We start from the raw sequence: 18,233 nt of genomic DNA, 5'->3' as shown, positions 1-18,233 counted from the left end.
GTGGGCAGCACCTACAAGGCGCCACCGCCCGTGATCTTCAGGATTTCGCCAGTCATATACGTGTTGGTGCCAGCGACGAGGTTCATCACCCAACCAGCGATCTCGTCGGGGTCTGCCGCCCGCTTCAGGGGCACTGACGCGATGCCTTCAGAAAGCCGGTCGTTCTGCCCCGTGCCCGCTGTATGGACCCAGCCGGGGGCCACGGCGTTGACGAGGACATCGTCTTCGGCAAGTTCGACAGCCAAGGATCGGGTCAGAGAGATCACCGCGGCTTTCGACGCCGAGTACAACAATTGACCGGGCGAGACGCGGATACCATCGATGCTGGCAAACAGGACGATGTGACCCATACCGGAAGTCTCAGCCAGTTTTGGCTTGGCTGCCTGCAGCAAGCCCAGCGTACCGAAGACATTGACGTCGAAAATCTGTCGGTAGGTTTCGTAATCGACCGAATCGAGGGTGGTCTGGGGATAAATACCGGCGGCGGCAACGACCGCATCGATGCGTGGCATCTTGGCCAGCTGTCGTGCCAGCAGGTCAAGATCGGTCGCCGACGCGAGGTCGACGGTGAACTCGCGGAGTTCTGAATGGTTGTTGCTGGTTGTGTGGATATCAACCCCAACGACATGCCAGCCCGCGTTGAGCAGGCGACGGGCCACTGCGGCGCCCATTCCGCTGGCATGTCCGGAGACGACGGCGACCTTCTTGAACTCTTCATGCATGTTCGGCTCCTGTGGCTGCATGGGCAGAGGCCTGGTCAGATCCGTCGTCGGTACCGTCGCCGAAGTGGAAGTCAGCGCGCACGGGATGCTGAGCGAACTGCTTGTCCAGCAGCCCTTCGAGCGCAAGCATATTTTTGTCCCAGGTCTGCCGCACGATGTCGATCTGATGAGCGGTGGACGAGTCGTCCCAGATAATCCGGCGGACCGGTTGCCCAGCTTGCCGCAGGCGGATGGCCCGGGCAATGAGTGAAGCCTGCCGGTGATAAACCGGGATCTGCGGGCCGCGGGGGGCGATGAAACCGACCAGGTATAGGTTGTCGAATTCCTCGTCAGCACCGGCCGGGAAAATACTGCTGCCGAAGGTCACCGGACAGCCATTCTGCCATCGCAGCCGTTCGCCGATACCGGGCACAGTGACCTCGTAGCCGGTAGCCCAGATGATCGAATCGTAAGTCTTGCGCGTCCCGTTGGTGAACTCGACCTCCCGGCCACGGATGTCGGCGATACCGGGAGTTACATCAGCGCGGCCGTGCTGGATCCAATACAGCAGGAGGCTGTTGATCACCGGAATATCGTCCTCCTCGGGCAGCTTTTCGTGTGACGGGAGTCCCCTGTACCGTTCATTGCGGCCGAGCGTGACCCGGGCGAGTAGATCGGTGACCGGTTTGCGGAGAATGCCGGGCAACTTATTTACCCAGTCCAATTCAGCCCGGGGGACACCGAAGAACGATTTGGGCAGAAACCCCTGTGAGGAACGGATGACAATGTCGGTGTCGAGCAGGTGCTGGGCACAATCGACGGCGATGTCGCATCCCGAGTTACCGGAACCGACGACTAGAACTGACTCCCCTGCCAGGCTGACCGTATTGCGGTAGTCCTTGGAATGTATCGACTGACCGGTGAAACGGGCTGCGATGTCGGGAATGCGTGGCTGTCTAAGGTGACCGGTCGCGATCAAGACTCCTGCGTATTCCAGCTCGCGACCTTGAGTTCTCACTAGCCAGTGACCGGTATCGGTGCGAGAGATTTTTTCGACTGTTTGTCCGAAATGGATCCGATCGTGGATCTGGTGCATATTCGCCACTGACTGCAGGTACTCCAGCACTTGCCCCCGGCTTGGGAACTCCGGATACTGCTCCGACATCGGGTAGCCGGGATAACCGGTTGTATCCCGCGACGTAATCAGATGCAATATGTCGTAACCATGATTCCAGTGACCGCCGACCTCGTAGCCAGCTTCGAGAATGTCGAATTCCAGGCCATGTTCGACAAATGCCAGCGCAGATCCGATGCCGGCTGCGCCAGCACCGACGATACAGAACTTTTCGGCCACGTTTCCGCCCTCCGTAGTGTTTCGAACCACATTACGGAGGGGCAAACCATCGATAAATGGGAGGTTAATTAACACAAGTATAGGAAAAGGCTATATACCTTGTTACCTGAACACCGCTTCGAGCGCGTTACGAAACTCGATGACCGGCTTACTGGAGTGCATACCACCTCGTGTAGCGATCGCCAGCGATTCATGCATAGGTTCGTCTATCTCGACTGGCGTGAGTATCTGACCGAAGCCTAACGAATTGACAATCAACGGGGAAGCGATGGTGTCGGCGGTCCCCTCCGCGGCAATCTGGATAGCTGCATCCTGGAACTCCACCTCGACGGTCGGAGTGAAAACCAGTCCGCGCCGCTGGGCGGCGGCCGTCAGTTGGAGCCGCAAGGGGTCGGAATCCCGCCACGACGCTTCAGAAATCACCATCGGCCGATCGATAATGTCGGCAATTGATAGTTTCGGGGCCACTCGTTCGGGCGCAGCTGTCCAGTAATACTGGGGCTGAGTTGATATCGGCGGCGACACGGACAAACCATGATCGGCAATCGGGATCATCACCAGCCCGGCATCGCATACGCCATCCCGGACAAGGTCGGCAACATGCGCCGAGTTCAACCCCCTGAACTCGAAATTGACGCCTGGAAACTTAGTGTGAAGATTTCTGGCAATACTGCCGATCATATATTTATGCGCCGAGGCCAAATAACCGAACCGTACTGTGCCCGAGATCATTTCGTTATGCGAGATCATGGCTTCGTGGGCCACCGTGACGCTGCTGATGACGTTTTCCGCATAGGGTAGAAAATGCCGACCCGAGGACGACAATGCCAGACTCCGGCCAGCCCGGGTGAACAGCTCACACTGGAGTTCCCGTTCGAGCCTGCGAATCTCGGTCGACACCGTAGGCTGCGCAACGAATAGTTCCTTTGCCGCTGCCGAGGCCGACCCCCTCCGGGCGACCTCAACGAAGTATCGAAGCTGGTTCAGATTCATAGCCGCTCCTTCTAAAAAAACCAGCCACTTAAACTGGCCGGATGCCAACAAACAAAGTCACCGTATACGCCGGGGGTGGTCCACTACACAAGATAGCTACACGCCCGATAACAGCGCTTCGGTCAACCTGTCAGATCTGGCTCTATGGGCTGGACCGGAGAGTTCAGCGAGCCAACGCAGCAATCCGACGAGATATCACGCTGGTCCCTGACATCCGGTTAGCCTGTACCCCAAATGGACAAGATGACTCACCAATTTGGTGTTTCGTACCCCTAACATCACTTCTGCATGATCGAGGGGGGGGAATTCGTGTGCTGGACAAGGGAGGGCTCGGAATACCCGAGGAAATCAAACCTGAATCGGGCGGACTGCACCGCCGGGTCTCCGGTGTAATCTCACCGTAGTTGCGACTGACGGGGCTGGTTATGCTGCACCGCCGATAGTCTGCCGGTCCTTAAAGCCTTCCTCTGCCTTTACTGCCAGCACAGGGCAATGTGCCTGGAGCAGGATCTGCTGTGCGGTGCTACCCAGGAATAGTTTCCCTACCGGGCTGCGTCTGCGCAGGCCAATGACTATCATGGTTGCCTCATGGTGTTCCGCTTCCGCGATCAGTGCATCGGCGAAATCGGGCCCCAGAGGTTGGAGCACATCGACGGTTTCGACTCCTTGGTGACGTGTGCGTTCGGCGAGCTGCCGTAGATCGGACATATCCGCGGCCATCGGCTCGGTTGCTGCTTCGCCTCTGACGGCATTGATGATGAGCAGCTTCTCGGAACGCAAGGCTGCCTCTTTAGCTGCTCGTCGCAGAGCACTTCTGCCTTCGGGTTTATCAACATATCCGATAACGATTGTCACTTACTTGGCCCTTTCATGTGCTGAACGCGGAGTTTCGGAATGCTCCGAATGATCGTCCGTCGATGTGGTGTGCCGCTTCCGCAGTTTTCTGAATACGAACGGACCGATGAGCAGAGTCCCGGACAGGAGTAGCACGGTGAGGGAGAACGGTGTGCTCCACAGAATGCTCGGATCACCTTCATTGATCGCGAGGGCCCGCCTGACCTGTTGTTCGGCCAGTGGGCCGAGGATCACCGCGATGATAGCTGGGGCCACTGGCCACCCAAAGCTGCGCATAGCGTAGCCCATGAGCCCCACGATGAGGAGCAGGAAAAGATCGGTGGGTGACAGGCCGAGGCTGTAGACACCAAACGTTGCAAAAAGCATGATCCCCGCGTAGAGATAGGGGCGGGGAATCCGGAGCAGCCGTGCCCACAGTCCTGCCAGCGGGAGGTTCAGGGCAAGGAGCATGGCATTGCCGATCAGCAGGCTCGCCAGCAGCGTCCAGACGAGTGTGGAATTGGTTGTGAAGAATGCCGGTCCGGGCTGTAGCCCGAATTGTTGGAAGGCGGCGAGCAGGATGGCTGCTGTGGCCGAGGTGGGCAGACCCAGGGTGAGCAGGGGCACGAAGACACCGGCGGCCGAGGCGTTGTTAGCTGCTTCGGGCCCCGCCACTCCTTCGATGGCCCCGGTTGTACCGAATTCTTCGGAGTGTTTCGAGAGTTTGCGCTCGATACCGTAGCTGAGAAATGTTGGTATCTCTGCACCGCCCGCCGGCATCGCCCCGATAGGGAAGCCCAGCGCCGTCCCTCGCAGCCAAGGCTTCCAGGAGCGTTTGAAGTCGTTCTTCCGCATCCAGTGCCCGTGGACGGTGGCGAGCTTGGGGGGTGCCTTCCGCAGTCTTGAGGCGACCCAGAAGGCTTCTCCAACGGCAAAGAGGCCGACAACAACGAGAATGACGTCCACACCGTCATACAGCTGTGGTATGCCGAGGGTGAACCGGGCCTGACCGGTCTGTACATCGATACCGATCAGCCCGATCGCTAAGCCGATGCTCAGGCTCGCCAGGCCTCTGACCAAGCTTGATCCCAGTACGGCAGTGACGGCGAGGAAGGCAAGAATCATAAGGGCGAAGTAGTCCTGTGGTCCCAGCATCACCGCTATCTCTGCCACAGACGGGGCCAGCAGCGCTAAGAGGAGCGTTGCGATCGTTCCGGCCACAAACGATCCAATGGCGGCAGTGGCCAGGGCAGCAGCCCCGCGGCCAGCCTTGGCCATCTTGTTACCTTCAAGTGCGGTGGCGATGGACCCCGACTCTCCGGGAGTGTTCAGGATGATCGCTGCGGTGGATCCGCCGTACATCGATCCGTAGTAGATACCCGCGAACATGATCAGTGCGGCGGTGGGATCAAGTCCGTATGTGAGGGGCAGCAGGAGGGCAACCGACATGGCCGGACCAATCCCTGGCAGCACTCCGATGGCAGAACCGACGAGCGTGCCCAGGAAGGCATAGAACAGGTTGGCAAGGGTGAATGCGTTGGTGAAACCGTCGAGAAGGTTGACTAGAGCATCCATTTAGATGACTGCCTCCAAGATGCCGTTGGGGATGTATATTCCCAGCACCCGGGTAAAGAACAGATATGACAGGAACGGGACCACGACCGAAACGGTGATGAGCCCTCTCCACCTGCGTGCACCCAGGATCCATGCCATGCCGCCGAACAAGAAGATCGTCATGAGAAGATAACCAACGGGTTGGATCAGGAAAATATAGGCCAGGAAAATTGCGATGATGAATCCAAGGGTTTTCCAGTCGGTGTGCTTGCTGGCATCTACGTCCTCTCCAGCTTCCGACTCGCCTTGGTGCCCGCGTGCCGCGGACACTGCGATACCAACTCCGGTCAGTAGGAGGAGTCCGCCCACCAGATAAGGAAAGAACCTCGGTCCCACCTGGTTATTACCCACGACAGTGATGTCGCCCGTGGCGACAACCATCGAGACACCTGCTGCCGCCAGAATCAACCCGGCGAGCGCTTCTCCGACATGGACCCTGCGGAAGAAATGGTGCGGCGTCGGTGTCCTCATTCGGTCAGGCCCAACCGTGGAAGCAGGTCTTCGTACAGGGCCTTCTGTTCTTCGAAGTATTTGTCCGCTTCCTTGCCGACCATGAACTCGTCGGTCCAGTCGTTCTTTTCCACCGCTTCCTGCCAAGCATCTGTGGCATGTACCTCAGACAGGAAGTCGGCGATGGCTGCGGCTTCTTCTTTTGTCGTGTCCTTGGGTGCAACCAATCCGTGCCAGGTGGCCCATTCGACGTCTATGCCCTGTTCTATGAACGTTGGTGCGTCCAGCCCCTCTACCCGCTCGGCCGAGGTAACGCCGAGAACCCTCAGGTCCCCGTTTTCGATCTGTGGCCGCCACTGCTGCAGAGTTGAAAAGCCGGCGGCAACGTCTCCGTTCAGGACCGAGGTCAGACCGCCGTCTTTGAACGAAACAGCATTCAGCTTTGTAGGATCAACCCCTGCTGCTTCGGCAACCTGCGCGAATCCCAGATGATCGACACCACCGGTCGAGCCGACGGCAACGGAAGTTCCTTCCGTATCCTTCTTGAGCGCGGAAAGGAAATCGTCCAGTGATTTATATGGCGAGTTCGCACGGACAGCTAGCACGACGGGCTCGGAAATGAGAACGGCTGCGGGTTGGACGTCATCGAGGGTCACGGCAGAGTCGGTGAGGAGGATCCCGCCGATCATTGTGCTGCCGCTAATAGATAGGGAGTTTTCACGGCTGTTCTCAACGAAAGAGGCAAGTCCGATGGTCCCGGCAGCTCCGCCTTGGTTAATGACTTGGGTGTCCTGCACCAGGCCTGATGTTTCCATCGCCTGGGTCAGCGCACGGCCGGTTCCGTCCCATCCGCCCCCGGCGTCACCGGGGACCATCAGAGTGAAGGAGCCTGTGGGCCAGGATGTTTCTTCTCCTTCTCCCCCTGCAGCAGGCTTCTGTTGGCCGCAACCGGTCAGTGCCAGTGCTGCAACTGCCGTTGTCGCCATTATCCGTCGTGTTAACGCCATTGTTTTTCCTCGGCTTTCGATCAGTATCAATTGGTGGATGAGAGCTTCTGCTCGATGGGGAGGCTAGTTCCGGACGGCGGCAGCCAGGGCCATGGTGGTTTCGGCTTGCCGGATAATCGGAACATCGACAAACCGGCCGTCTGCCATGGTGAATGCGCCGGATGAGTCGTTGTCGCTTGCTGCTGCGGCGGCGGCCAAGAGTTTCCGGGCTTGGTCGGTTTCGTCAGGGGTGGGCGTGAATGCCTGGCGGATGATTGGAAGCTGCTTGGGATGGAGCGCTGTGCGGCCTATGAAACCCAGATCCCGCAGATGGCGGGTATGTCGAAGCAGCCCTTCCGTATCCAAAAGATCTGTGAACACCGACCCCACGGGTGCCGGTTTCCCTTGTGACGCTAATGCAAGGACGAGCCGGACCCGGAACTGGTCCATGGCGTGCTCCCCAGTCAGATGCATGTCGGCCCGGATGTCGGCGTCCCCGAGAGAGACGCCTTCAATGAAGGGCGAACCGCAGATTTCTTCCAGATTTGCGAGTCCTTTTGCCGTCTCGACCAAGGCATGTACGGCGAAACCGTTGAGTTTATTCGAGAACGCGGCGAGCTGGTCCGGCGATTCCACCTTGGGTACACGGACCGCATCAATCTCATCAGTGGAGGCCAGCATTTCGATGTCAGCCTGCGCCCACCGGCTTTCCAGATTGTTCATTCTTACGTGGACTTCTGTAGCGATGCTCGTTCCGCTTCGAATGTTGTGGGACAGGAAGTTTCGAAGCTGTTCGCGTGCGTGGTCCTTCTGGGATGGCAGCACGGCGTCCTCGAGGTCGTAGATCACCACGTCGGCTTCGCTGATGCGTGCCTTCTCCAGCAAGTCCAGGCGCGCTGCAGGACAGTACAGCCAGGTCAATGCGGGATGGTGCATCAGACATCTCCCCGTTCCCGCATATCAGCTATCTCTGCTTCGATGAATCCAAGCTGTTCAAGCACCTCGGTGGTATCAGCACCGTGATCGCGACCGGCGAAACTGATGTGTCCCGGGGTATTCGATAGACGGAACAGCACATTCGTCATCTGTACTGGTCCCAGGTGTGGGTCATCGACGGTCTTGATGGTCTCAAGGGCCGCATATTGCTCATCGTTGACGATGTCCGCAACGTTATAGACCAGGCTTGCGGCGGCTTCGGCTTCCGCAAATCCAGCTAAAGCTTCCTCGGCCGTGCGTTCTATGACCCATGACGAGACAGATTCATCGAGTTCATCGGCATGCTGCGCCCTGGTCGTCCCGGAAGAGAACCATGGTTGGTGAATGAAATCTGGACGTCCCACCAATTTCATCACCCGCTCGGCCACCGATTGGGCGGATGTCGAAACCGCCAACCACCGATCATCCCGCGTCCTGTATACATTGCGGGGAGCATTGTTCTGTGTCCGATTTCCAGTGCGCTCCGGAATAACACCCAGCTGGTCGTAAATGGTGACCTGCGGTCCAAGTATGCCCAACAGCGGTTCAATCAGCGCCAGATCAACGACCTGCCCCTCCCCGCTCGTGTCCCTGGCGTGAAGGGCAACCATCGCGGCATAGGCAGCGGTGATGCCAGCCACGCCATCGGCCAGAGCCAATGGCGGGAGGGTCGGCGGACCATCGGGGTCGCCGGTGACGGCGGCGAACCCGCTCATAGCTTCGGCCAGAGTACCGAAACCAGGGTCCCGGCGCCGCGGCCCCGTCTGCCCGAAACCGGTAACCCGCACCAGAACCACTTTTGGATTGATCTTTTTGAGGGCCTCAAAACCTAGATTCCAGCGTTCGAGCGTATCAGGACGAAAATTTTCGATGACGACGTCAACTTCAGCCACCAAACGCCGGAAAACGTCCCGACCGCTCTCCGTATTAAGATTCGCGGTAATCGTCCGCTTATTACGGCCCAGCGAAGTCCACCACAAACCGCGTCCCTCTTTAGCCGGCCCATGTCCCCTGCTGGGGTCCGGTCTGGAAGGATGCTCAAGCTTAATCACCTCGGCACCGAAATCGCCCAGCATCGCGGCAGCATACGGCCCGGCAAAGAGCGTCGAACAATCAAGGACTTTGAGATCACGGAGGGCGGTCATACGTTATATATAATCGTTTATCGACTTCTGTGTCAAGAGTCACTCGCCCTCAAGCCACAGCCGACACCCGTAAAATCAAACGTCTCTGCGAGGAGAACCCGCTGGGGCCTTGACTCTCTGTGCGCCGCTTTTCTCCGACGAATCGGGACCTGCTACTCAGCAGACTGGCACCTACGCGGTCGGGGGCTTGCGGCTTTGATCCAGCTTCAGAGCGCACGTCCACACAGACTAAAACGAGCGAGCAGACCTATACTCAGCGCTTGCCGCAATATGCCGCTCCATGAGCTCCGCCGCAGTAGAGCTGTCGCGCTCGCGGAATGCCTGAAGAATCTGCCCATGAAATGCGAATGCCTGCGCCGCGTGGGACTTGGAATCCCACAAAGTCTGCGAACGCGGGATGGGGAAAGTCGCCCAGATCTCCTGCACACGCGGAGCAATGACCGCAGAACCGCCAATCATATTAATCTTCGCGTGGAACTCGCGGCTAAGAGAGGCCAGCTGACCACCAACTGCTTCATCACTGTCCAAGAGCTGCGACATCTCTGTATGTATGCTTTCTAGCTCAAGCAACTCATCCTGGGAGTACTTCCGTGCCGCGAGCCTGGCGCCGAGCCCTTCCATCACACCGCGAAGGAGATACAGCTCTTGTATGGCGTCCGGGGATAGTTCATTGACAGATGCTCCATGATTGTCGGAGTGGCTGACCAATCCAACAGACTCAAGCCGCCGAATCGCCTCCCGCACCGGAGTGAAAGAAACTCCCAGTGTCTGCGCAACGTACTGCTGCCGAATCGGCTCTCCCGGAGACAACTTTCCCTGAACAATCTGTTCGCGAAGCCATTCATACACATACTGGGTCTTCGACTTAGGCAACACAGGTGATGATCCTGGCGCCTGTCCGCGAGTAGTCATCTTCCGCTTACCGCTTCCTCTGTAATCATTGCTTCCTCGCAATTCTATCGCTTATATATAGTCAGGAAACGATCCCTCGTTTATGGCGCTGCTGCTGCCCCGGACGGCCCCCCTAGCATCAGCTGCTTAGCATGCTGATCGACGTCACCGCCCGCATCGCAACCATACTCAAGCAGAACACCGCAGGCGTCCGGACCTGGGCCAGCAGTCTCATGCCCGGCCATCACAAGCAGGACGACGACAACCTCCCGGTCAGTGGAGAACCGGCGCAATACCCAGCGAACGGGCCAACTCAACGCGTCCGAAACCACTAAGAAGCCAGGCTTGTCGAATCAACCGGCTTCAGACCCCATAGCCGACAACTGATGAAAGATCCGGGTTAAGGCGCCCGGGCATTTCCCCACCGAGCAGGTCGCGCTAAAGTGCTTGTATCTGGTCCCCGGATCACTCGATCCCGACCGGTGCAGGCAAAGCCCGATGGACGATGCGCTGGAAGCCCGCTCTCAACGCATTCCCCATCAGCGACCGATTCCCAGCCGCTGAAAACTACTAAATGAAAACGCCGGATACACCGTTAACGAGATAGTTCCGTAGCCCCGCGGGAAGATCCACAGGACTGTGGTGTACGAGAAGCTGCTCGCCCTTGCGGCTATGACGGTTCGATCTGCACCACTCGGTATGTTGGCGATTTGAAGTAGGCCAGCGGTCGGAACAATGCGCGAGGCGCATCTGCCCTGTGAACCGTCCCTGCGTGGTGGTTCAGCTAGACGCTGCGCACCAAGTGGAACTGGAAGTTTTCCTGGACGAAATGTGTGATCGACCAGCTCAATGCAGTGTTCGACGGCAGGAATTGCACCTGCTCGAGTGTGAGGTAGAGCGGGGGGTCTGGCTTGTGTGGCCCCCAAGCGATTTCGTGGTTGTAGGTCGCCTGGATCTTGGTCAAGGCTTGGTCGGGTCTCAGACCCAGGGGCTCGAGGAAGTCGAAGATCGAGCTGGTGAGGTCGTCGAAGTCAGTCCCCAATGGAAATACGTCAACCGCGAGCGTTCCCTTCTCGAAAGCGATGGCGGTCCTATCGCTGGTAAAGGAGCGCTCATAGGCCAGGACAATTGGTGCTTTTTCGCGCTGTAACTGTTCGGCTTCCCTCGCCGTCGCTGTGCGGAGGGCTTTTACCCGGAAGGTCACGTCGCAGTCGTGTCCCTGCTCACGGATGAGCTCGCTGGTGGACCGCAGGGGTTGCATACTGGCGCGGATGGCGCTGCTGTGCGGGGAGACAAACGTGCCGGTACCCCGCCGTACCCGGACCGTGCCAGTATCGGCCAGTGACCGCAGAGCGGCCCGAACGGTCGGCCGGCTGACTCCAAAGCGCGCGGCGAGTTCCTGCTCGGACGGCAGCCGGGCACCAGCCGGCCACTCGCCGTCGGCAATACGGTCCCGCAAGGTGACGGCCAACTCGGCCGGCAGCGATTTGGAAGATCGAATTGGCGCCTCGCTCATCTTCCCCTCTTCCGAATTTTCGACGAAATTTCCTTGACAGCCGTTGAAACCTGTATAAGTATATACCCCAAACAGTATTAGATAGACGTCCGACAGGTGTGATTAGACATCCGACAACTAATGATAAGGGCATCCTTCATGAGTGCACCAGAGGTACCGGTTCCGACATTGATCGAGAAAAGCGTGTTGATTGAGACAGATGCAGTTCGGATCCTGGACCGCAGGGTGTTTCCGTTGCAGAAGACCTGGGTCACGTGTCGGACCTATGAGGAAGTCGCCACTGCCATCGAAGAGATGGTGACGCAGAGCAGCGGGCCGTTGTTCGCCGCGGCAGGCGGAATGGTTCTGGCTGCGCGGTCAGTGGATACACTCAGCGGAGTTAACAAACGTCGCGAGGCTTTTAAGGCCGCGGCAGACCGGCTGTTGGCTACAAGACCTACGAACAACGGTATTCGTGAAGCGGTCGGTGCGATTCGCCAGGCGGCCGAACCGCTTCTTGCTGCGAATGAGCAGCTCAGCGAAGTCGTCGAATGGGTTGCACAAGAGGTGGGACAGCGGTATCTGGGTCGCAGTCGACTTCTGGGAGAGAACGCGGGCGCTCTGCTCGAGGACGGTGACACCATACTCACCCATTGTTGGGCCGAGTCATACCTGACCGAAACTTTAGCCTTCGCCATTCGTGCAGGCAAACAATTGAACGTCGTGTGCACCGAGACACGTCCCTACCTGCAAGGGGCCAGACTAACGGCCGAGTCCCTCGCCGAGATGGGAATTCCCACTTCTGTCATCAGCGACGGCATGCCGGCTGAGCTCATGAGCCGCGGTGCCATCACGAAAGTCGTCACGGCGGCAGACAGAGTGACGATGGACGGCCACGTGATCAACAAGGTCGGGACACTCCAGATAGCCATCGCAGCACATGCGTTCGGGATTCCATATGTTGCGTTGGTTCAGGCACCCGATGCCCAGGCAGCGACCGTTCAGGACGTACCGATGGAATACCGGGACGGCAACGAAGTTCTCTATCTCAACGGCCAGCGCACGGCGTCCAACAGGGTAACCGGTATCTACCCGGCCTTCGACATCACCCCACCACGGTTCATCAGCGTCATTGCGACAGATCGGGGGAGGTACTCCCCGTCGGATCTCAGCTCGTACTACACAACCAAAGGAGAGCCGGTGCATGACACTGTCGCGACCAGCCCAGAGTCAAGGTCTGCACTGATCTATTAGGCCCCTATCCGCTCTACGGGTTCAACTCCCACATAGAAAGACTGGCTATGGACGTGATCAGCGTACTGAGAGGCATCCTTGGAATCATCGTGATCCTGGGCATCGCCTTCTTATTCTCGAACAATAAGAAAAACATCAAGCTACGTCCCGTTCTCGGTGGGATCGGAACCCTTTTCGTGTTCGCCTTCCTGGTGCTGGGAACGAGCGTCGGGCAGAAGGTGCTCTCCGTGGTCGTCGACGGAGTGAATGCTCTCATGGAGTTCGCGAGCGAAGGCATCAACTTCCTGTTTGGCGGCCTATACACTGAGGAATCAGGTATCGGTTTCGTGGTCGCGTTCAACGTTCTGCCATACATCATCTTCTTTGCTGGCCTAATGGCCGTTCTCTATCACCTCGGCGCGATGCAGATTCTGACTCGGTACCTGGGGGGCGCGATCGCTAAACTGCTGGGAACCAGCCGGACCGAATCTCTGTCCGCAGCGAGCAACATCTTCGTCGGTCACACCGAAGCCCCCTTGACCGTCAGGCCGTACCTGTCCCGAATGACTGGATCGGAGCTCTTCGCCGTCATGGTCGGGGGCCTGGCCTCAGTGGCCGGAACCATGTTGGCCGCCTACATCGCCTTGGGGGTCCCTTCGCGCTACATCATCGCTGCCATGTTCATGGCGGCGCCTTCGGGCATCGTCATGGCTAAGATGTTCTATCCGCAGACTGAGCAGATCACCGGCAACGGGGACATCGCCGACCACGCCACGGCTGCGGAGACGTATGGCGCTTCGAATGCTCAGGGGGACGTCGAAGTCGAGAAGGTGTACACCACCGATTCCGGACGCCGTACGGAAACACGATCCGCTGTCAAGGCGGACGCGGTTAAGTCCGAAGGTGCTGAGGACGACGATGAGAGGGCCGCCAACGTGGTCGATGCCGCTGCGTCCGGCGCCAAGCGTGGCCTCGATCTGGCTCTGACAGTCGGGGCGATCCTGCTCACATTTGTGGCACTCATCGCAGTGGTCAACGGCGTGCTGGGCTATGTGAGTGGCTGGTTCGGGGTGGACCTCTCGTTGCAACAGATCCTGGGATATGTACTGGCGCCCTTGGCCTTTGCAATGGGAGTGCCGTGGGATGAGGCTCTGACAGTCGGATCGTTCATCGGCGAGAAGTTCATCCTCACCGAGTTCATCGCCTACAGCAGCTTCGTCGAAGTCCAGGACACCCTGTCTCCCAAGACGGTCGCGATCGTGAGTTTCGCACTCTGCGGGTTTGCAAACCTCGCCTCGATGGGCTCGATGATGGGAGTCCTTGGCAATCTCGCCCCCTCCCGCAAGCACGAGATTGCCAAGATGGCATTGCCGGCCGTCTTCGCCGGCATGCTGGCATCCATGCTGAGCGCCTCGATCGCAGGCATGTTCATCTGAGAATCGATCCAGGTGGAAGCAGCGAAGACCACCCACACCACGAGCTGACGACCGCAACCAAGCATCTATCCACATCGATCAGCCACCACGCGAGGAGATCTGGTGAACATCGAGCAGAAGATTGAAGAGGCAAGCACCCTCATCGGCAGCCGCACGCCGCTGCGGCCCACCGTCGGGATGATCCTCGGAAGCGGCATCGGCAGCTTCGCGGACCAGCTCACCGACCCGGTTATAATCCCGTACGGGGAAATCCCGCACTTCGCAACCACTTCAGTCAAGCTGCACGCTGGCGAGTTGATCATTGGGCAACTGGCGGGCAAAGATGTTGTCGTGATGAGCGGACGCTTCCACTACTACGAGGGACACTCCCTCGACGCCGTCACCTTCCCGATCCTGGTCATGCACTCCCTTGGGATCCGTTCACTGATCATCACCAACGCGTGCGGTGCCATCAACGACAACTACATGCCGTCAGACATCATGCTGATCAGCGACCACATCAATACCTCAGGGCTGAACCCATTGCGCGGACCCGACACCTCTCTGGGAGACCGGTTCCCTGACATGTCGGCCGCCTACTCGCCACAGCTGCGAGAGCTGGCCCATAACATCACCCAGGCGAAGGACATCGAATTACGGGAAGGTGTGTACGCGTGGTGGCCCGGACCCTCGCTCGAGACGCCCGCTGAAATCAGAATGCTGCGAACCATGGGGGCCGATGCTGTAGGAATGTCGACAGTCCCCGAGGTCCTCGTCGCCAAATATGTCGGCATCGAAGTACTCGGTGTCGCCTGCATCGGCAACATGGCCTCGGGAATGTCCTCTCAAGTCATCACCGCAGAAGACGTGGCCGACAAGGTCGCGCTCTCGGCCGGGAAGCTGACGGCCTTAGTGCATGGCGTTGTGCAGAAACTCCATGGATGAAATGAGGTTGGGCAGCGAAGCACCTGCCTCCATCGCGGCAGGGTCACGATCCACGTCTAGCTCCAGGAAGGGAGAGGTCTATATGCTGATGTGCCACGCGCGGGATTATATCTCCGAGCTGGTTGACGTAGGCTGTTCGGTTGTGAAGAGTGGACTCGCGGTGGCGAGTGGGGGCAACCTTTCCGCGAGAATACCGGGTACTGAAACGTTCGTCGTCACCGGCGCCGGGGCCTGGCTCGACAAGCTCTCGGACGAGACATTCACCATCATGTCGTTAGCAGGTGAGGTGTTGGAGGGCAATCCGAAACCGTCCAGTGAGTGGAAGCTGCATCAGAAGACCTTTATGGCCCGGCCCGATGTCAACTCTATCGTCCATGTTCATCCCCAGCACGCGGTACTGCTGGACGCGCTCGGCCATGACATACGTATGATCACCCTAGACCACGCAAGCTACATTCGGTCAATCGGGATCAGTGCCTTCCACCCCAACGGGTCGGACAAGCTGGCGGATGCTGCGGCCGCACAGGCACAAACCCACAATTGCGTGATCATGCGTCACCACGGCTGTTCAACCATGGGGGAATCCATCGAGATGGCCTATCGGCGTGCGTTGAATCTTGAGGAGGCGGCGATAGCGACCTTCCGTGCCCTTGCCCTGGGCGACACAACGACGATGTTTCCAGAGAACGAGTTTCACCACCTCCACCACAGTTGATCCACGCGCTTGTGTACGCACAAATTCCGGTTTTTCACATTACGACCTGGCTTCACATTACATAAAGGAGAACGCATGAATCCCGATGAATCATTTCCCGTCACCGGCATTGCGAAGAGTGGTCTTCCTACACGTGCGCTTGTGGTCGGGGACCCCTTTCGGGCTGAGCGCATCAGTCGATTATTGACAGATGCACGTGAAATCGCACACCGCCGTGAGTACCGGTCCTTCAGGGGGACGTGGAATGGCACCGAAATTGTCGTTTCTTCGCACGGCGTCGGGGGACCTGGAGCGATATGTCTGTTCCAGGAACTAATGGATGCAGGGGTTGACACCATCGTCCGTCTCGGCACCGCAGGCTCCTTGCAGACTGGTATCGAAGACGGCGACCTAATCATCGCAGAATCATGTGTCCGCGACGATGGCGTGACGCAGCAGCTTGTTCCTGAAAGCTACCCGGCGTGCTCGGCCGCTGAGATTGTTCTCGAGTTGCGTCGGAGTGCGGTCGAAAATGCAGCTCCACACCAGCGTGGCGTTGTTTGGACCCGGGCAGCCTTCTATCCGGGAGTGCTCGATCTCGGCCTCAAGAGTTACCTGGAAACAGGTGTCCTTGCTATTGAAATGGAACTCTCGGCCTTACTCGTTCTTGCCTCAACACGAGGCGTAAGGGCCGGCGGTGTCCTCGTCATTGACGGTGCCGCGGCCGACGACTTGGTGGATACAACCGGCTACGATCCACACCGCGCAATCGTGACTGAAGGCGTCGACCGGGCTATCGCTGTCACCCTTGAGGCTCTGGCGGCACTGCCAGAAGTAGCGTGAGCCGATGAGTGTACCTGTCGACCTCATCGTCACCGGAGAAGCGGTCCTCACTGTCGACAGGGCCGGGACCATACTTCTGGACGGCGCAGTCGCCATCAGAGAAGGGATAATTGTTGACGTCGGAACCACGCACCAACTGCTCGCTGATTACCGAGCCGCCGAGGTGCTTCACAACCCCGGGTGCCTCGTCATGCCGGGCTGGGTTAACGTTCATACGCACCTGGCCATGAACATTTTTCGAGGTGCTGCCGATGATGTGAGCCTCGAAGAATTTCTTGACCGACTCGTGAGTGCAGAAATGAGAGTCCTTAGCGAAGAGATGGTCACCATTGGGGCCCGGGCAGCCATTGCCGAATGTTTTGCGGGAGGAATCACCACAGCGCTCGACATGTACTGGTATCCACAGGCGGCACGGGCAGTTGCTCGTGAGTCGGGCTTCCGTTTACTTAATGGACCAACCTTCATGGGAGACCTTGATCCCGACGGTCGCGACTTCAACGGCATGCTCTCCCGCGCCGAGGAAATACTTCAAGAAAATCGAGCTGAAAACCCTAATGACGCCCTTTGGGTTATGCCCCACTCCAGTTACACGCTCAGTGCGGAACAACTCGGTCGTATTCATGACCTAGCCGCCCGATATGGAGCCCGAATCAACGTTCACTGTTCTGAGAGTTTGGGCGAAATCGATTTGGTGGAGCAACTTCATCAAGACCGTCCACTCGCTGTACTCACAAAAGCTGGCCTGCTTGATCGGACCACGATGCTGGCCCACGCCGTACATTTGACGAAAGATGAGATAGCCCAAGTCGCCACCGCGGGCGCGAACGTCGCACACTGCCCGGTTTCGAACCTCAAATTAGGCTGCGGTATTGCACCAATAGCAGAACTGCTCACAACAGACGTGCCCCTCGGCCTCGGCACCGACGGCGCAGCGTCGACCGGGGCACTGGACATGTTCGCGGTGGTACGCATGGCAGCGCTACTACACAAGGGCACTACGAAAGACCCGACGATGGTCAAAGCCGAGCATGCCGTTCGCCTTGGCACCATCGAAGGTGCACGAAGTCTTGGGCTCACCACGGTCGGGACATTAGAAAAAGGGATGCGTGCTGACCTCCAAGTGCTACGTACCAGCACGCTAAACGCCGCGCCGGGCACAGACCCCTGGTCCACCGCCGTCTATGGAGCCGCTGCCGGTGACGTAAAGCACACAATAGTTGACGGCCGCGTCGTCATGCTTAACCGTGTCCTTCAGACGATCGACCAAACATCTGCTATCCAGCAAGCATCGGCGGCAGCCAAGAACGCGTTCAGGGAATGACGGCAGCATGCTTCAAATAAACTGATCCTACGTTGCCCGATGATACGCTCCACGATCATGATGCGGAGTACGTAAACGAGCGTGTTCCAGAGAACACCGCACATTTCCCCATCAGCGGGAGCCATATGTGCGTGTCACCAACCCACTCAAAGCAGGCAAACGGTAGACGGAAAGGCAATCCGCTGGCGTCTTCGGGATGAGATTGGCTCCACCGCTTGCATCAAAAGGCGCGGCCACTCGCCGTCGGTTCTGGTGCGGACTCAACCTCTGACATCGTGCGACACTGGCATCGAAGCGCCACAGAAATTGAGGAGAAGCTTTCCAGCCTAGGATGGGTCGTTAGG

17 protein-coding genes and 1 pseudogene are annotated in these 18,233 nt (G+C 58.4%); 7 read left to right on the top strand and 11 right to left on the bottom strand.

Annotated elements, in window-relative coordinates:
* Positions 1 to 11 precede the first annotated feature (11 nt).
* From H535_RS0107025 to H535_RS23980, 10 genes are all read right to left on the bottom strand, one after another.
* On the bottom strand, positions 12 to 722 hold the full coding sequence (locus H535_RS0107025) for an SDR family NAD(P)-dependent oxidoreductase (protein ID WP_026818988.1): 711 nt from the start codon (positions 720 to 722) through the stop codon (positions 12 to 14).
* Positions 715 to 2,055, bottom strand: a complete 1,341-nt coding sequence (locus tag H535_RS24005) for a flavin-containing monooxygenase (protein ID WP_051298693.1) — start codon at positions 2,053 to 2,055, stop codon at positions 715 to 717. The genes H535_RS0107025 and H535_RS24005 overlap by 8 nt, the downstream gene beginning before the upstream one ends.
* Before the next feature lie 102 nt (positions 2,056 to 2,157).
* Positions 2,158 to 3,048, bottom strand: coding sequence for a LysR family transcriptional regulator (locus H535_RS24000; protein WP_051298691.1), 891 nt, complete (start codon positions 3,046 to 3,048; stop codon positions 2,158 to 2,160).
* Between the two features lie 423 nt (positions 3,049 to 3,471).
* Positions 3,472 to 3,903 carry a universal stress protein gene (locus tag H535_RS23995; RefSeq protein ID WP_051298690.1) on the bottom strand — a complete coding sequence of 144 codons (432 nt, stop codon included), beginning with the start codon at positions 3,901 to 3,903 and terminating at the stop codon, positions 3,472 to 3,474.
* Complete coding sequence (locus tag H535_RS23990; protein WP_081416502.1) at positions 3,904 to 5,457, bottom strand: tripartite tricarboxylate transporter permease; 1,554 nt, start codon at positions 5,455 to 5,457, stop codon at positions 3,904 to 3,906. It abuts the gene before it with no gap.
* Entirely contained in the window at positions 5,458 to 5,967 is a 510-nt protein-coding gene (locus H535_RS23985) for a tripartite tricarboxylate transporter TctB family protein (protein ID WP_035768571.1), read from the bottom strand.
* Entirely contained in the window at positions 5,964 to 6,983 is a 1,020-nt protein-coding gene (locus tag H535_RS0106995) for a tripartite tricarboxylate transporter substrate binding protein (protein WP_155838594.1), read from the bottom strand. Before H535_RS0106995 ends, H535_RS23985 begins: the two co-directional genes overlap by 4 nt.
* 33 nt (positions 6,984 to 7,016) lie before the next feature.
* Positions 7,017 to 7,868, bottom strand: coding sequence for an HpcH/HpaI aldolase/citrate lyase family protein (locus H535_RS0106990; protein ID WP_026818986.1), 852 nt, complete (start codon positions 7,866 to 7,868; stop codon positions 7,017 to 7,019).
* Complete coding sequence (locus tag H535_RS0106985) at positions 7,868 to 9,052, bottom strand: CaiB/BaiF CoA transferase family protein (protein ID WP_026818985.1); 1,185 nt, start codon at positions 9,050 to 9,052, stop codon at positions 7,868 to 7,870. The genes H535_RS0106990 and H535_RS0106985 overlap by 1 nt, the downstream gene beginning before the upstream one ends.
* Before the next feature lie 228 nt (positions 9,053 to 9,280).
* Entirely contained in the window at positions 9,281 to 9,925 is a 645-nt protein-coding gene (locus H535_RS23980; protein WP_162144858.1) for a GntR family transcriptional regulator, read from the bottom strand.
* A gap of 417 nt (positions 9,926 to 10,342) precedes the next feature.
* Here H535_RS23980 and H535_RS28930 point away from each other — a divergent pair.
* Positions 10,343 to 10,517 (top strand): annotated as a pseudogene (locus H535_RS28930) (IS256 family transposase); the annotation flags it as partial.
* A gap of 210 nt (positions 10,518 to 10,727) precedes the next feature.
* Here the strand turns inward: H535_RS28930 and H535_RS27670 are convergent.
* Complete coding sequence (locus H535_RS27670; protein WP_051298684.1) at positions 10,728 to 11,459, bottom strand: GntR family transcriptional regulator; 732 nt, start codon at positions 11,457 to 11,459, stop codon at positions 10,728 to 10,730.
* Positions 11,460 to 11,579: 120 nt separating this feature from the next.
* Between H535_RS27670 and H535_RS23970 the strand changes: the two genes are divergently transcribed.
* The 6 genes from H535_RS23970 to H535_RS0106940 all read left to right on the top strand — a co-directional run bounded on the left by H535_RS23970 (position 11,580) and on the right by H535_RS0106940 (position 17,889).
* Entirely contained in the window at positions 11,580 to 12,692 is a 1,113-nt protein-coding gene (locus tag H535_RS23970) for a s-methyl-5-thioribose-1-phosphate isomerase (protein WP_342667719.1), read from the top strand.
* 47 nt (positions 12,693 to 12,739) lie between these two features.
* Complete coding sequence (locus tag H535_RS0106960) at positions 12,740 to 14,107, top strand: NupC/NupG family nucleoside CNT transporter (protein WP_035768567.1); 1,368 nt, start codon at positions 12,740 to 12,742, stop codon at positions 14,105 to 14,107.
* Positions 14,108 to 14,209: 102 nt separating this feature from the next.
* Positions 14,210 to 15,031 carry a purine-nucleoside phosphorylase gene (locus H535_RS0106955; RefSeq protein WP_155838593.1) on the top strand — a complete coding sequence of 274 codons (822 nt, stop codon included), beginning with the start codon at positions 14,210 to 14,212 and terminating at the stop codon, positions 15,029 to 15,031.
* An 82-nt stretch (positions 15,032 to 15,113) separates the two neighbouring features.
* Complete coding sequence (locus tag H535_RS0106950; protein ID WP_035768662.1) at positions 15,114 to 15,746, top strand: class II aldolase/adducin family protein; 633 nt, start codon at positions 15,114 to 15,116, stop codon at positions 15,744 to 15,746.
* Positions 15,747 to 15,821: 75 nt separating this feature from the next.
* A complete protein-coding gene (locus H535_RS0106945; protein WP_026818980.1) occupies positions 15,822 to 16,568 on the top strand; it encodes a nucleoside phosphorylase in 747 nt (248 codons plus the stop codon).
* A gap of 4 nt (positions 16,569 to 16,572) precedes the next feature.
* Complete coding sequence (locus tag H535_RS0106940) at positions 16,573 to 17,889, top strand: amidohydrolase family protein (protein WP_026818979.1); 1,317 nt, start codon at positions 16,573 to 16,575, stop codon at positions 17,887 to 17,889.
* Positions 17,890 to 18,233 lie beyond the last annotated feature (344 nt).

Source organism: Arthrobacter castelli DSM 16402 (assembly GCF_000430705.1).
GTDB classification, from domain to species: Bacteria; Actinomycetota; Actinomycetes; order Actinomycetales; family Micrococcaceae; genus Arthrobacter_C; species Arthrobacter_C castelli.
The sequence above is the reverse complement of the archived record's forward strand: the minus strand, read 5'-3'. Positions and strand labels throughout refer to the sequence as shown.

Coding starts and splice junctions, on each gene's coding strand:
- H535_RS0107025 (WP_026818988.1), bottom strand. CDS start 722: ATGCATGAAGAGTTCAAGAAGGTCGCCGTCGTCTCCGGACATGCCAGC.
- H535_RS24000 (WP_051298691.1), bottom strand. CDS start 3,048: ATGAATCTGAACCAGCTTCGATACTTCGTTGAGGTCGCCCGGAGGGGG.
- H535_RS23990 (WP_081416502.1), bottom strand. CDS start 5,457: ATGGATGCTCTAGTCAACCTTCTCGACGGTTTCACCAACGCATTCACC.
- H535_RS23985 (WP_035768571.1), bottom strand. CDS start 5,967: ATGAGGACACCGACGCCGCACCATTTCTTCCGCAGGGTCCATGTCGGA.
- H535_RS0106990 (WP_026818986.1), bottom strand. CDS start 7,868: ATGCACCATCCCGCATTGACCTGGCTGTACTGTCCTGCAGCGCGCCTG.
- H535_RS0106985 (WP_026818985.1), bottom strand. CDS start 9,052: ATGACCGCCCTCCGTGATCTCAAAGTCCTTGATTGTTCGACGCTCTTT.
- H535_RS27670 (WP_051298684.1), bottom strand. CDS start 11,459: ATGAGCGAGGCGCCAATTCGATCTTCCAAATCGCTGCCGGCCGAGTTG.
- H535_RS23970 (WP_342667719.1), top strand. CDS start 11,580: ATGATAAGGGCATCCTTCATGAGTGCACCAGAGGTACCGGTTCCGACA.
- H535_RS0106960 (WP_035768567.1), top strand. CDS start 12,740: ATGGACGTGATCAGCGTACTGAGAGGCATCCTTGGAATCATCGTGATC.
- H535_RS0106950 (WP_035768662.1), top strand. CDS start 15,114: ATGCTGATGTGCCACGCGCGGGATTATATCTCCGAGCTGGTTGACGTA.
- H535_RS0106945 (WP_026818980.1), top strand. CDS start 15,822: ATGAATCCCGATGAATCATTTCCCGTCACCGGCATTGCGAAGAGTGGT.
- H535_RS0106940 (WP_026818979.1), top strand. CDS start 16,573: ATGAGTGTACCTGTCGACCTCATCGTCACCGGAGAAGCGGTCCTCACT.